The sequence below is a fragment of the Flavobacterium saliperosum genome (genome assembly GCF_900100625.1).
GTDB classification, from domain to species: domain Bacteria; phylum Bacteroidota; class Bacteroidia; order Flavobacteriales; family Flavobacteriaceae; genus Flavobacterium; species Flavobacterium saliperosum.
In genome coordinates this window covers 85657-100579 of record NZ_FMTY01000002.1, presented here as the reverse complement: position 1 = coordinate 100579, position 14923 = coordinate 85657, and the positions used below count along the sequence as shown (strand labels likewise).

Annotated in this window: 14 protein-coding genes; 4 read left to right on the top strand and 10 right to left on the bottom strand. The window is 39.9% G+C overall.

All coding sequences use genetic code 11. The features are described 5' to 3' along the window. Nucleotides 1–411 precede the first annotated feature (411 nt). The 3 genes from BLQ05_RS03880 to nadC all read right to left on the bottom strand — a co-directional run bounded on the left by BLQ05_RS03880 (nucleotide 412) and on the right by nadC (nucleotide 2968). Entirely contained in the window at nucleotides 412–981 is a 570-nt protein-coding gene (locus tag BLQ05_RS03880; protein ID WP_023576393.1) for a chalcone isomerase family protein, read from the bottom strand. Between the two features lie 70 nt (nucleotides 982–1051). Beyond that, entirely contained in the window at nucleotides 1052–2005 is a 954-nt protein-coding gene (locus BLQ05_RS03875; protein WP_023576392.1) for a YihY/virulence factor BrkB family protein, read from the bottom strand. 105 nt (nucleotides 2006–2110) lie between these two features. Next, nucleotides 2111–2968 (bottom strand): carboxylating nicotinate-nucleotide diphosphorylase, encoded by an 858-nt coding sequence (gene nadC / locus BLQ05_RS03870; RefSeq protein WP_023576391.1) that lies wholly within the window; start codon nucleotides 2966–2968, stop codon nucleotides 2111–2113. A 198-nt stretch (nucleotides 2969–3166) separates the two neighbouring features. Between nadC and BLQ05_RS03865 the strand changes: the two genes are divergently transcribed. The 3 genes from BLQ05_RS03865 (at nucleotide 3167) to BLQ05_RS03855 (ending at nucleotide 4698) form a co-directional block, all read left to right on the top strand. Further along, the gene (locus tag BLQ05_RS03865) at nucleotides 3167–3583 is read left to right on the top strand and encodes a DUF3788 family protein (RefSeq protein ID WP_162147781.1); all 417 of its coding nucleotides are present in this window, start codon (nucleotides 3167–3169) and stop codon (nucleotides 3581–3583) included. Between the two features lie 80 nt (nucleotides 3584–3663). Next, nucleotides 3664–4335, top strand: coding sequence for an FAD-binding oxidoreductase (locus BLQ05_RS03860; RefSeq protein ID WP_023576389.1), 672 nt, complete (start codon nucleotides 3664–3666; stop codon nucleotides 4333–4335). Nucleotides 4336–4416: 81 nt separating this feature from the next. Then, nucleotides 4417–4698 carry a hypothetical protein gene (locus BLQ05_RS03855; protein WP_023576388.1) on the top strand — a complete coding sequence of 94 codons (282 nt, stop codon included), beginning with the start codon at nucleotides 4417–4419 and terminating at the stop codon, nucleotides 4696–4698. A gap of 95 nt (nucleotides 4699–4793) precedes the next feature. Here the strand turns inward: BLQ05_RS03855 and BLQ05_RS03850 are convergent, their stop codons facing one another. The 7 genes from BLQ05_RS03850 to BLQ05_RS03820 form a co-directional block, all read right to left on the bottom strand. Further along, entirely contained in the window at nucleotides 4794–8189 is a 3396-nt protein-coding gene (locus BLQ05_RS03850; RefSeq protein ID WP_074460088.1) for an HYR domain-containing protein, read from the bottom strand. Between the two features lie 341 nt (nucleotides 8190–8530). Continuing rightward, nucleotides 8531–9577 carry an o-succinylbenzoate synthase gene (locus BLQ05_RS03845; RefSeq protein WP_035654501.1) on the bottom strand — a complete coding sequence of 349 codons (1047 nt, stop codon included), beginning with the start codon at nucleotides 9575–9577 and terminating at the stop codon, nucleotides 8531–8533. 162 nt (nucleotides 9578–9739) lie between these two features. After that, entirely contained in the window at nucleotides 9740–10417 is a 678-nt protein-coding gene (locus tag BLQ05_RS03840; RefSeq protein ID WP_023576385.1) for a metal-dependent hydrolase, read from the bottom strand. 17 nt (nucleotides 10418–10434) lie between these two features. Beyond that, entirely contained in the window at nucleotides 10435–11328 is an 894-nt protein-coding gene (gene menA / locus BLQ05_RS03835; protein WP_023576384.1) for a 1,4-dihydroxy-2-naphthoate octaprenyltransferase, read from the bottom strand. Nucleotides 11329–11421: 93 nt separating this feature from the next. Continuing rightward, a complete protein-coding gene (locus BLQ05_RS03830; RefSeq protein WP_051365746.1) occupies nucleotides 11422–12939 on the bottom strand; it encodes a PH domain-containing protein in 1518 nt (505 codons plus the stop codon). Next, complete coding sequence (locus BLQ05_RS03825) at nucleotides 12932–13468, bottom strand: PH domain-containing protein (protein WP_023576382.1); 537 nt, start codon at nucleotides 13466–13468, stop codon at nucleotides 12932–12934. Before BLQ05_RS03825 ends, BLQ05_RS03830 begins: the two co-directional genes overlap by 8 nt. Nucleotides 13469–13588: 120 nt before the next feature. After that, complete coding sequence (locus BLQ05_RS03820; RefSeq protein WP_023576381.1) at nucleotides 13589–14428, bottom strand: 1,4-dihydroxy-2-naphthoyl-CoA synthase; 840 nt, start codon at nucleotides 14426–14428, stop codon at nucleotides 13589–13591. Between the two features lie 205 nt (nucleotides 14429–14633). Between BLQ05_RS03820 and BLQ05_RS03815 the strand changes: the two genes are divergently transcribed. Then, nucleotides 14634–14831, top strand: coding sequence for a hypothetical protein (locus BLQ05_RS03815; protein ID WP_023576380.1), 198 nt, complete (start codon nucleotides 14634–14636; stop codon nucleotides 14829–14831). Nucleotides 14832–14923: the final 92 nt, after the last annotated feature.

Sequence of the window (14923 nt, the reverse complement as noted above, 5' to 3'; positions counted from 1 at the left end):
AAATATAAGTTACCGCGATTTATTTTGAATGCTAATTTGAGAAATTGATTGGGATTGATTTAACTGCTGGGCATTGTGGATTTAACCGCAAAGAACGCAAAAGGGTTTCGCAAGGGGCGCAAAGGCATTATGGTCAGATGGGTTTAACTGCAAAGAATGCAAAGGGTTTTCGCAAAGGACACAAAGGTAGTGTGGTCAGGTTGGAAGATTTTTCACGACCCTTCCAAAAGGTTTTAAAGTTCCTCCTTCAGCCCTGATGGGAGCGGCATCCTTTTGTGTAGTGCAAGCGGAACAAAAGATAGAGCGGACAGCAGGAACACGGATACCAAACAAGCCCAAACCACTCGCTCTTCAAAAAAAAAAAACACTTCGGTGAGGAAGTGTTTTCTGTGTATTTATTTGTGTTGAATATTATTTACCCAACATAGCTGCTTTTAGGTTTTTGTCGGCCGGTTTGTTAGACAACCAGATTCCGAACATCGCTTTTTTGAAATCGGCGCCATCAATAGTTCCTTTTTCTTTACCGTTTTTAGAAACCACAACCCCTTTTCCGGGTACAAATACCATATCAAACACGTCTCCTTTTTTGATTTCATCTTTAAAACACGCTTTGAATTGTGCGATTTTCGCTTTAATAGGTGCTGTATTTTTATTGGTTGCATTCTCAAAACCCTCGTTAACGGCACTGATCATTTTATCACTGGTAATCATTCCGGATACAATTGTCAGTTTAATTGCCGCCGCATCATTCCCTGCCATGATTTCTGCCGAATTTGAACTTTTCTTAGGCAAATATAAAGCTCCCACATACATGTCCATAAACAATTTTTCACGAACTCCGACGCCGTTAAGTACTAAACTTTGTCCTTCCATAGTTACTTTTTGTGCTACTTTAACACCGGCAACTTCTGTGGTTTGTGCAGTCATTGAAAATAACCCTGCAAATGCTACGAATAATAATGTTAAGAATTGTTTTTTCATAATTGTTGTTTTTTGTTTGTTAAATATATAAAATTTTTCTTCCGAAATTTTTTATTTGTTTTTTTGGTCTTCAGGAACCCCAATTTTTATTTTCAAAATCAAATTTTTGGCTGGGGTTTCTTTTGTGTTTGTTGATAATGGCATTTAGTTCGAAACCCAAAAGCAATATCATACAATTTATCCATATGTAGAACATTAAGACAAGAAGCGTGCCAATCGATCCGTAGAGTTCATTATATCGTGCAAATTTCAAAACGTAAATACCAAACAAATAAGAAGTTACGATTACCAAAACTGTAGTTAACATGGCGCCCGCATTGAAAAAAGGAATGAGTTTGGTTTCTCTGGTACCGTATTTAAAAAGAAAGGAAGTGGAAACAAAAAGCATCACCAAAATAAAAATATAGCGTGCCCATTCTATCAGTAATACATCATCCAATTGGAATCGGCTGGAGAATTTCTGAATAAAAACCTCTGACACAACGATAGACGAAACCGTTACAATTAGCATAAACGAGAAAATTAACGACAATCCTATTGCTACCGCATATTGACGGAAATAACCTCTTTTAATGGTAACATGGTAGGACGATTCAAACCCTCCCAAAATGGCAGATAATCCATTGGACATTAAGAATATGGACAAAAAGAAACCAAAGGAAAGCAAGCTCTTATAGGAATTGTTCATGATATCTTTCAGGATAGCTTCTATAGCACCATAGGTATTAGGCGGCACACTATCCGAAACGAATTGCAGAAAATCCTCCTGAAAACCGGCTAACGGTATGTACGGAATCAGATTCAGGATAAACAGCGCAAACGGAAACAACGCCATAAAGAAACTGAACGCAATCGCACCGGCACGATAGGAAAACGCACCCTGAGCAATCCCTATTCCGTAGAGCTCGAGTATTTCGTAAAGCGTCACTCCTTCCAATCCCGGTACAATAATGGTTTTACAAAAAGCCATCAGCTTGTTGAGCACCGGAATTTTTTCGATTTGTTCTTCTATTTCTTTGGACATTGTTTTTTTATTATTAGGGATAAGTTATGAGTTATAAGGGATAAGTTATAATTGTATTCCACAAATAATATATCAATTCCCTTTTTCCCTTTTCCCTTTCTCTTATTAAATCGCTTTTAAACTCAAATCCATGTTGTAAATGGAATGGGTTAATGCTCCGGAGGATACAAAATCCACGCCACATTCGGCAAACCGTCGTACTGTTTTTTCATCAATACCGCCGGAAGATTCGGTTAAGCACTTATCCCCAATCATTTCCACGGCTTTTCGGGTATCGTCGAAATTGAAATTGTCCAACAGTATTCTGTAAACTCCTTCATTTCTTAAAATTTCAGCCACCTCATCAAGGTTTCTGGCTTCCACGATGATTTTCAAATCGAGATTATGCTCTTTTAAATAAGCATTCGTTTTTTCGATGGCTTGCGTAATTCCGCCTGCAAAATCATTGTGATTGTCTTTCAGCATAATCATGTCATACAACGCAAAACGATGGTTTTCGCCACCGGCAATTTTCACGGCCCATTTTTCTATCGCACGGATCCCCGGTGTGGTTTTTCGGGTATCGAGGATTTTTGTTTTGGTTCCTTCCAGTAAATCCACGAAAACTTTGGTTTTGGTTGCTATGGCACTCATTCGCTGCATGGCATTCAACACCAAACGCTCCGCTTTCAGAATCGATTGGGAACTTCCGGAAACATGGAATACCACATCGCCGTATTTGACTGTAGTACCATCCGGAATGAACACTTCCACTTCCAGATTCGGGTCTACATGTTTAAAAACCATTTTGGCAAATTCAACACCTGCAATAATTCCCTCATCTTTAACCAGAAGTTTTGCTTTTCCGGTTGCCGATGCGGGAATACATGCTAATGAACTGTGATCGCCATCGCCTACGTCTTCTCGAATGGCATTGGTAATAATTATTTCGAGTTCCTTCTGAAACTGTGCTTCTGAAATCATAATCGTACAATTTACAGGCTAAAATAAGACATATTTTGGAATCGCGCGCAATTGTTAAAATGTTAGTGGCTTTTTTTTCTGATTTACAGCAGATCCTATTAAATGCGGTTAGAATTTTTAAAGGAAATACGATTAAAACAGAAATACGATATTCTAAAATTAAAGCTTAAATTTACTCACATCAAGTTAGTTAAAAAAGTGAAAAGCATTTTTACAGACAAAGCGACAGAACCATCTGAAAAGGACCTTCAGCAGGCTCTTGGTACAACTTTTATCATTTGGGAAGCCTTAGCCGAATTTACGAAGGAATCTTACCCTAACTATATCGAATCCTGGCACTTTTCGGGCGATAAATACGGTTGGAGTTTCCGTATCAGCGACAAAAAGAGAGTGCTGATTTATCTTTTGCCACGCGATGGTTTTTTTAAAGCCGCATTTAACTTCGGACAAAAAGCAACGGATGAAATTTTAAAAAGTGAAATCTCCGAAGACATCAAAAGCGAACTTAAAGCTGCGAAAGTTTACGCAGAAGGACGTGGCATAAGAATCGACGTAAAAGACAAGGCTGATTATGATGATCTCAAAAGGCTGATTACGATTAAAATTTCGAATTGATTTTTTTTTCAGTAACTTTAATAACCCTATCTGAAAAACGCTCCTTCCGGGGAAATATCAGAAGCTAAAAAATTACATTTATGGAAAATAGTCATATCGTTAAGGTATTAAAATCACGGTTTATCACACATGATGTTAAATCGTTTGTAGTGGAAAAACCAGAAGGATACAATTTTGTTCCCGGGCAGGCAACAGAAGTGGCAATAAATCATCCCGATTGGAAAAATCAATTGCGCCCTTTCACTTTTACGAATCCCAAAGAATCGAATTATCTTGAATTCATGATTAAGATTTACAAGGACCGTAAAGGAGTGACCAACGAATTAGGACGTATTAATGCCGGTGATGAATTAATCCTTCATGACGTTTTCGGGACAATCAATTATAAAGGTCCTGGGGTTTTCATTGCCGCCGGTTCGGGAATCACTCCGTTTATTGCCATTTTTAGGGAACTGTATAAGAATAACCAATTGTATGGCAACCGACTCATTTATGTCAACAAGACTTCGGAAGATGTGATTATGGGTGAAGAGTTACACAGAATGCTGAAGAACAATTTCATAAATGTATACACACGGGAAAATGTTGTTGGGTTTGCCGGAAAACGGATTGACCGCAATTTCCTGATTGAAAACATCGTGGATTTCAGTCAGCATTTTTACGTATGCGGTCCGAGTGATTTTGTAAAAACCGTTACCAGTAATTTACTCGACTTGGGTGCCACAGCTGAATCCGTGGTTTTTGAAGAATAAAGAATCCTTCGTGGAGCAGAAATCAGTTTATACATTTTTCACTTATTTTTAAAATGCTTTTATAATTTAAACACAATCATTATGAAAAAATTAATTTTAGTTTTCGGAATACTTTCATTTACTGTTTTACTCTCGTGTAGAAAAAGTGAAGAAAAAACAACCACAAAAATAATTACTCCGGCTGAAAATTCGCAACCGGCTACCGAGAGTACAACAACAGTAGAAGTTACGGATTCGGTTCCAAAGGACGGCACCTCTATCAGTGTAAGTGGTGATGGTGTGAATATCTCGAGTAAAGACGGGGAGAAAAAAGTAGAAGTCAACGCAACTAAAGAAGGTGCGGCGGTTGAAATCAAAAAATAGTTTACTGTTTCTGACCTATTTTTAAGTCACACTTTCAGATTATTGCATAAAAAACTCCGGAGCTGACTCCGGAGTTTTTTGTTTCCTTTTATCAATTACTCCTTGATTATTCTGATTGTTTTTCGGTTGCTACCCTGTTCTATTACCGCAAGATAAACCCCTCTCGGAAGTTCCTCTCCGAATGTTACGGTAGTATCTTGATGATTTTCTATTACTTTCACCAATCTGCCGGCAATATCGAATACACTGATATTGATAGTATCACTGCTTTTACTCTCGATTTCAAAAGTAAACTGATTGCTGCTTGGATTTGGATAGGCGATTACGTGAAACAAATCCGCATTTTCAACTTCGGGTTTAACATTAGATTGTGGTGGAGTGCAATCAGTCGTACATCTGCCCAAAAAGTCCCCGTGTGCCAAATGCTCTGCGACAGCATTTTCGTCTACGCAGATATTTACACATGGATTTTTAGTGTTGCCCGTTTTATGACAAAGCATTACTTTAGCTCTGCCGCTTGCTCCCGCAAAACAGCGAACGTCTTCTGCTATGACAGTGATGGTACAAGTGACGGTACATCCATTTGCATCCGTTACAATTGCTGTGAAAGTGGCGTCCTCCATAAGTGTCACATTTACCGAATACACACCGCTCACAAAAGCATTAGATGTTGAAATCGGAAGTAACGAAGAAGTGCCGGATGTCGGACAAGAAACTCCAATATTACTGTTCGAATTTGTATTCGCCCCGGGAATCCAACTTTCATCCCCGGAATTGGTAATCACATTGCACAAGAGCGCTCTGTTCATTGATATTGAGACAGTATAAGGTCCCTCACCCCCAGCCGGAATGACGTTGATGGTTGAAGTCTGATCTCCGGTATAACCAAAATAAAGCTGACTGTTTGTGGTGGCACAAGTTGCGGTTAATTCGGCAGCTCTTGCCACTGTAAAGGAACACGTTGCCGTATTTCCACCAACATCGGTAGCCCTGTATGAAATGGTGGTTGTGGTTCCATTTTCAAATAGTGAACCAGATTCAGGCCCCGAGATTTGCTCCAAAGAAACGCCGGAACAATTATCTTGCATTTCCGGTAAAGCCCATGTTGCGGTATCCTGACAGGCCGTCAAATTAATATCTGAAGGACAAGTAATGGTTGGAAGAGTTACATCATCAATGATTACATTCTGATTCGCTTGTGAGATATTTCCGTTACCGTCATCAAAACTCCAATGAATCACATAACTTCCCTGTTCATTATATTCTAACGGATCATTTGTAGTTCCAATTACAATCTCAGAACAGTTATCGGTAGTTGCCGGTGCAGAAACCACAACGGAACATTCTTCGGTTATATCACTTAATTCCGGCACTAGTGGCGCTTCATTATCACTTACCGTTACCGTAAAACTACACGAGGATTTGTTTCCTGCCGCATCCGTAACCTCAAAAGTATTGGTGGTAACCCCCACAGGGAAAACAGCCCCTGAAGCTAAGCCCGCAATCTGAACAGTAGACTGACCTGAGCAATTATCATTACCCACAGGAGCTACATAATTTACTACTGCTGAACACAAGCCGGTATCGTTAGGCTGACTGATATTTGATGGACAGTTTATTGTCGGTGGTGTTTCGTCTTTCGCGGTTAGCGTTACTTCTTCAATATCGGTAAGACCTGCCGCATCGGTAGCGGTTACTGTTACAACTACTTCTCCATTGTGACTACTGCTTACAAATTCACCGGCTGCCGGAACCTGGACGATGGTAACACCTGAGCAATTGTCTATCGCTGAACCTAATACATTCGGAATTTCTATTTTACAATCCGAACCCAAAACAACACCCTGATCTGTTCCCGGAGTCAATACCGGTGGCGTTTCATCTTTCGCGGTTAGCGTTACTTCTTCAATATCGGTAAGACCTGCCGCATCTGTAGCGGTTACCGTTACAACTACATTTCCATTGTGACTGCTGCTTACCAACTCTCCTGAGGCAGGAACCTGAACGATACTAACTCCCGAACAATTATCCGTTGCCGAACCCAATACGTTTGGAATTTCTATTTTACAATCCGAACCCAAAACCACATCCTGATCTGTTCCCGGAGTCAATACCGGTGGCGTTTCATCTTTCGCGGTTAGCGTTACTTCTTCAATATCGGTAAGACCTGCCGCATCGGTAGCAGTTACTGTTACAACTACTTCTCCATTATGACTGCTGCTTACCAATTCTCCTGCTGCCGGAACCTGGACAATGCTAACGCCCGAACAATTATCGACAGCCGAGCCTTTTACATCCGGAATTAAAATTTTACAATCGGAACCCAGAGTTACATCCCGATTCGCTCCCGGAGTCAATACCGGTGGCGTTTCATCTTTCGCGGTTAAGGTCACTTCCTCAATATCGGTAAGACCTGCCGCATCTGTAGCGGTTACTGTTACAATTACATTTCCGTTATGACTGCTGCTTACAAACTCACCAGCTGCCGGAACCTGGACAATGCTAACGCCCGAACAATTATCGACAGCCGAGCCTTTTACATCCGGAATTTCTATTTTACAATCCGAACCCAAAACAACATCCTGATTCGCTCCCGGAGTCAATACTGGTGGAATCGTATCTGCAGAGGAGCTGAATTTCGGTCGAATTGTATTCATCAATACTCCGCTACTTCCAGTTGGATTAAGGCACGTAGCATTATTACTAGCTCTACCCATAATTTCTGTAGAAACAACATTAGCAACAGAAATCACGTTACAAGTAAAAACAATCTTTTGATTGGATCCCAAAGCATCGGAAGAGGAACTTGCACTTAAGCAAAGGGCATTAGCCGCATATTGAGAAACGTTCCATGATCTACTTATCGAATTGTTTGCCGCATTAAAAAAAGCTAATGATGAAGGAAGTGAAATTGAAAAACCTGCAGGTAAAGCAAAAGTATAGCTTTGATTAGGGTTTGAATTATTTTGTTGGGTGATTCTAAAAGTAATTTGCTTAGTTTCACACGAGTTGAAAGCAACAGTGGGTCCCGCACCATTAATCAAATACGAAGAACCCCCATTCGTGCTGACTTCTAATCCCCATGTTGCATCTGTAAAAAATGTTTGGGCATTATACCCCGAAGATTGTCCGGTCGCCGTTAAAACAAAAGCAACTCCCAAATGTCGGTCGTTTATCAAAAACTGATTATAATAAATATTTCCGTTTGCATCGGCTACGGTAAACCTGTCGTGATCATTGGTACAAACCTGAGGCGTTTCATCAAAATGCAATTGAACCGTTTCACCAGGTAACCAACCTGAGCCGCTAACAATCACGTATTCGCCCGGCTGGTAATCGTCCTTATCCGTTACAACGGTTGCTGCATCCGATTGATGTACCGAATTCCTATTAGGAATTATTTCATGAGCATAAGATATGCCGGCCGCTAGCAGCACAATAATCAATAGTAAATTATTCCAAAATCGTTTTTTTAGTAATGATGTTTCCATAGTAATGAAGGTATTATTTAAACAATAAACTCTATATCGAACCATAACCGGAGGCTACAGTTAACGCACAAATAATTCAATTGCTTGAGGAATGCAAACAGGAAATCAAACAGAACATAACCTTCCGTTCCATTCTTAAAAATCGATAAATGGGAATTTATTTTGGAGGTTTAAATGCTTTCATGTGGTATTTAAGCAATCTTAAACCAATAGTAGTATTGCGTAATTATAAAACTGAAGTCTAATTTAGGATTATGTTTTGTAGGAATCTCAAAAAAGGATTGTCTTTTCGATAAAAGGAATAAAAAAACCGCGTAAAGCAGTTTTCATAAATTGTAGTTTTATATAAAATTCAGTTTTGAAGCATCCCACTTTTTGTCTTTTTCATACCATAGCTGACCGTTTTTAACTTCCAGCGGACAATCGAAATTATTGGTGTACAATGCTCCGGTTCCTAATCCTTGCGGCATCGGATTTTGAAGCGTGAAAGTCCATTGTGCAATGGCATTTAATCCGATGTTACTCTCCAAAGCCGAAGTAATCCACCAGCCGATGTTGTATTTCTCAGCCAAGGCAATCCATTCTTTTGTACCACGGAAGCCACCAACCAAACTTGGTTTTAAAATGATGTATTGGGGTTTGATTTTTTCAAGTAATGCTTCTTTTTCTTCTGAGGAAAACACGCCGATTAACTCCTCATCCAAAGCGATTGGAAAAGGCGTTTCTCTGCACAATTCTGCCATCCTGTCAGTGTTGTTTTTAGCGATTGGCTGTTCTATGCTATGTAATTCAAAACCAGCTAATTGATTTAATTTACCTAAAGCTTCATTTAAACCAAAAGCGCCGTTGGCATCCACTCTAATTTCTATGGTTTCGGCGTCAAAATTGGTTCGGATGAAACGTAATAAATCCAGTTCTTTTTGGAAATCGATGGCGCCGATTTTGAGTTTGATACACTTGAATCCGTTGGCTAATTTATCGTCGATTTGTTGTTTCATGTACACCTCATCGCCCATCCAAACCAAGCCGTTTATGAAAATACTTTTCTCGCTTTTTGTAAACGCAGAAGGAAATAACAGAAACGGATTTTCACTTTCCAGCGACAAAAAAGCCTGCTCGATTCCGAATTGGATGGAGGGGAAATCCATCATGGTTTCCCAGAGTTTGTCTTTTCCCAAATGGATGTTTTGGCAAACCCATTGTAGTTTTTCTTCATAATCCGGTCGGTCATCGATACTCAGCGTTCGTAAAATACCACACTCGCCTATTCCTTTTTTGCCGTCTTTCTCAAGAAGGATGAACCAGGTTTCTTTTTCGGTTAAAACGCCGCGTGACGTTCCCGAAGGCCGTTTGAAATTGAGTACGTATTTTTGGTAACTAGCTTTAATCATTGCAAAACTTTACTGATATGAAAATGGTTTCTCCCCTAGCCCCGATTGGAGTGTAAATCCTGGCTTTGTGAGATTGCTTCGCAAGCTCGCAATGACAGATTGAAGCGGAAAGCGGGAACATGGCCGGCAAAAAAGACCGAACCCTTCGCTCCAAAAAAATTATAATTCTATGGAGGCTCCGATTTCCAGTAACATTAAGTCTTTTCCTTTGTCGAAGAATTTCTTGATGGCTTCCTCGTGGTTGATTACGATAAATCCGAAGGTGTCGTAGTGGTAGCCCAAAATCTTGTCGCATTCCAGAAAATCGGAAGCGATGATGGCGTCGTCCACATTCATGGTGAAATTGTTTCCGATGGGTAAAATCGCCAAATCCAGTTTGGTGCGCATCGGGATAAGTTTCATGTCCATCGTTAAAGCCGTATCGCCTGCGATGTAAATGTTTTTGTGTTCACCCTCGATTACAAATCCGCCCGGTTGGCCGCCGTAACTACCATCAGCAAAAGAACTGGTGTGAATGGCGTTCACGTATTTTACGGTTCCGAAGTCGAATTTCCAGCTTCCGCCGTGGTTCATTGGGTGGTAACTTAAGCCTTTATGCCCGAAATGCATGGCGATTTCATAATTGGAAACCACGATGGCATTGGTTCTTTTGGCTATGGCTTCGACATCCAGAACGTGGTCCTGATGGGCGTGAGTAACCAAAATATAATCCGCTTTTAAAGTATTGATATCGATATGGGAAGCGTTTGGATTTCCGGTAATGAACGGATCGACTAAAATGTGTTTGCCGCTGACTTCAATTCCGACGCAGGCATGACCGTAAAATGTGATTTTCATGGATCGTATTTTTTAGATTAGTAGAAGATTGTCAAAGTTAACGAAAGAATAATTGCCAAAGCAAAGGTACCCAAGGCTACTTTTTTTAATTCCGGATCGAAATCGGTGTACGTTTTGGCTTTCTGAACCGTTTTTAAGTGGCGGAACATTAGAATGGCTAAGAACAATACTCCGAAATAGCTTATTTCAGCTAAAAAAGAAAAGACAACAATTGCCAATATTGCAAGAATAACGATGCTGTAATGATAGTATTTCGCAGTTTGCAAACCCATTTTTACGACTATGGTGTTTTTCCCTGAGTTTCGGTCGTTCTCGATATCGCGCATGTTGTTCAGGTTTAAAACGGCGACACTCAGCAATCCGATGGCGATGGCAGGTAAAACCAGCACCGTATCAAATTGTTTTGTAAAAAGGAAATTCGAACCCAAAACACTAACCAAACCAAAGAAGATAAACACGAAAACATCACCGAAACCGCTGTAACCGTAAGCACCTTTACCAACGGTATATTTTATCGCAGCCACAATTGAAGCGACTCCTAAAACGAAAAACAGCATCGAATAGCCGAAATTTTCTTTTCCGAAGGAAATGTAAATCAGCGTTACAGCAGAAACCAACGATAACACCGCTGTAATGATAATGGCGGTTTTCATTTGAGGTGCGGTAATGGCTCCGCTTTGAATGGCGCGTTGCGGTCCGACCCTGTGTTCGTTATCCGTACCTTTTACCCCATCACCGTAGTCGTTGGCGAAATTGGAAAGCACCTGAAATCCTAAAGTGGTAAGCAGTGCAAAAATTACGATTGCCCAATTTTCAAAACCCTGAAAATACGCGTAAGCACTTCCGACTATTATTCCCGAAACCGATAGCGGTAACGTTCTGAGCCTTGCGGCTTCTATCCATTTTTTCATTTATAATAAGTTAAAATACAAAATTCCAAATTCCAAAAAAGAAATCCGTAAAATCTGCGTTGTTTGCATCTGTGTTATCCGCATTACATTAAATCACATCCAATTTTTTTCAGTAGTTTCCACCTGATATAACCACAAATTCACCAGTTCCTTAACCTTGGAGAAATTCCCAAAATGAAACGAGATAGTACCGCCCGCTGTTGAAATGCTAACACTGCCGATATTCGCCCGTTTGTGCCAGAAAAACTGACTCACTTTTATAGCCTGAATCTTATGTGGTTCTATGATTTCGTTATCGATGTCCCACGCACCACTTTGCTTGATAATGTACTTTTCGCTCACGAACAATCGGTAATTCCTGAAACTGAAAAACAGCAATACACCAACGAAAATCAGGTATGCCGGCAAGAAAAAGATATAATCAAAAATCATGTTATTGACTGAAAAACCGTAAAGCAACAAAAAGAAAACAGGAAGTACAATCAGAAAGAGTGTCGGAAACAGTAGTTTTCTAAAATTAGGTTTTAGCATGGCCCCTTTTTCGGGAATTTGGGCAAACAATAATTTCAGGATTTGTTCTTTTTCGGTTTCATTACAACCCGGAATTTCTATCGCTGATTTTTTGGTTTCCTTATCCGATTCGTTTCCGGAGGCCTGCTTTATTTTGAAATTCAGCACATCCATTTTCTTTTGCAGCCAGTTCTGACTCAGCGCGACAATCTGCACTTTTTCGGGTTTGATGATGGTGCTTTTGGTATTCAGTAATCCGTAAGAAAGTAATAACGAACGGTTTTGTTTTGCAATTTTAAAATCGAAATACTTGATGAGGGTACGCACCAGATTGATGATTATTATCACCAGAAAAATAACACTAATAAACAACACCGCCGAATACATTGCCATATTTTCATTAATGTAGGTGTCGATTTTTTCATCCACCGAATCCAAGGCATCCGAATTGCGCATCAGGTTCTGTACGTTTTCATAAATCGTAAAGAAAAAAGCCAATAACAAACCAAAACTGCGGACATAATTGGAAGTGATTCCGATTTTAACCAGGCTTAAAAATCCGATAGCGATAAAAGGCGCTTCATTTTCGGACGGAACAGATTCGGAAGTTTCGTCAGTTATCGAAGTTGACTTTGCTTCACTGAGCAATTTCGTTTTTAAAGCAAGGGCCAAATCGTGTGAAATGGCACGAATGGAAACCTCTTTTTTGTTACTTCCGGCGGTATCGACATCGAGTGCGTGTACGCCGATTAGTTTTTGAACAAACGACTGATTGATATTCACCTGTTGGATTTTATGCAGTTGAATCGCAATTTTGGATTTATTCAGAATGCCTTTGTTGATGATGAATTCGTCGTTTTCCTCATCGATATAAAACGTAAAATTCCAATACTGAAGATAGGCAATGATTCCAACCAGCAATACGATTCCAACAAACCCTAAAACTACGTGAAGTTTGTTCAGTTCGTTGAATTTGAAAATCCACACCACCAGAATCGGCCATAAGGCACGGGCAATTTTCTGTACGGTATCGGTAAACATAACCAAAACGCCAATTAACGATTGTCTTTGGGGCTGGTTAAAATTGGATTTTTCAATCATTTTCCGAAGAAGGATTAGTGCTTTCCGTTGAAAGTTTTGTCATCAGTAATTGTTTGATCTTTTGCGCCTGTTCTTTTTCAATTCCGGGGATTTCAATATCGCTGTCGCCACCGCCTGCAGTGAAAATCTCAACAGAGGCCAAACCAAACATTCGCGAAAGAAACCCTTCATGCAAAGCCACATGCTGAATTCTGTTGTACGGAATGATTGTCGTGGTTTCCGAAATAATACCGCTTTTATACAACACATCGTGCTGACGAAAAGCATAGCCTCTTTTCTTAAAACTAAGTTTTCCGACTATTACAGAAAGTGAAATCAGAACAACGATTACTAACAAAAGGAAATGCCAATACCCGCGCGACTCTTCCGAAAAAAACAAAAAGAACCCCAAGCCTACACCCATGACCAAAAGAAAGATGAAATTGGTAATAAGAATGATTTTCCAGTAATCCTGATGCAACGGAAGAAACGAAACCTCCTCAAATTTGGGAAGTTCCGTTATATTTATGGTCTCGTTGGTGAAATTCACGGTTGTATTTTTTTAGTTACAAGGGGTAAGAAATAAGAGATAAACAAGATAGTATGTAAAGTTTCCTTTTTCTGCTTTCTGCTTTCTGCTTTCTGCTTTCTGCTTTCTGCTTTCTGCTATTTAAGGAATATACTTCTTCTCAAAATTAGGTTTTCTTTTTTCCAGGAACGCATTACGACCTTCGATCGCTTCGTCCGACATATAGGCCAAACGTGTGGCTTCACCGGCAAAAACCTGTTGTCCCACCATACCGTCATCGGTTAAATTCATCGCGAATTTCAGCATTTTGATGGAAATTGGTGATTTCTCCAGGATTTCCTGCGCCCATTGGTAAGCCGTATCTTCAAGCTCTGCATGTGGAATTACGGCATTCACCATTCCCATATCAAAAGCATCCTGAGCCGAATAATTTCTTCCTAAAAAGAAAATCTCGCGGGCTTTTTTCTGTCCGACCATTTTCGCCAGATAGGCTGAACCGTATCCGCCGTCGAAACTCGTAACATCAGCATCCGTTTGTTTGAAAATGGCGTGTTCTTTACTGGCCAAGGTCAGATCACAAACCACGTGCAAACTGTGTCCGCCGCCAACAGCCCATCCCGGCACCACCGCAATTACGGCTTTTGGCATGAAACGGATTAATCGTTGCACTTCTAAAATATTCAATCGGTGGTAACCGTCGTCGCCTACGTAACCTTGTTTTCCTCTTGCTTTCTGATCACCACCACTGCAGAATGACCAGATCCCGTCTTTAGTCGAAGGTCCTTCCGCAGAAAGCAAAACCACGCCAATGGAAGTATCTTCGTGTGCATCGTGAAACGCTTCCAATAATTCTTTTGTGGTTTTTGGACGGAATGCGTTGCGCACATCCGGACGGTTAAAAGCGATTCGTGCTACACCATCGCATTTTTTATAGGTTATATCTTCAAACTCTTTTACGGTCTGCCAATTGATTGTACTCATGTTTTTCAAATTTAAAATGTAAAAATAAAACAATTTGAGCGGTTGTCAGTAATCATTTGCAAACAAAAAAACCAAAAACAGGGAATCGCAATTTTAACAAAAATGTTTTACAATAAACTCGGTTTTGAATTGTATTTTTTGTAAATTTAACTACTTCTTTCACAAGAAGTTAGTTCACTAATTTATTAATTAAAAAAGTTATTCTTTGAAAAAATCTGTAATTTTTGTCGCTCTTTTGTCTGTAGTATTTTTTGCCAGTTGTAAAAATAATTCTGAAGTAAAACCTGAAGAAACAACCGAGGCAGCTATGACGGAGCAAGTGGATACTGTTGCGACTGACAGCATTATGACTGATGAAGTAGCACCTGTGGAAGTAGAGAAAGATACATTGACAAAAAAATAAGTCAATTTCTTTTAAGTTATTTAAGTACCATAGGTTATGAAGTGAATGTCGGATTAATGAGATGAAGTTTTGACTCTCTGCTTAAAGACAAA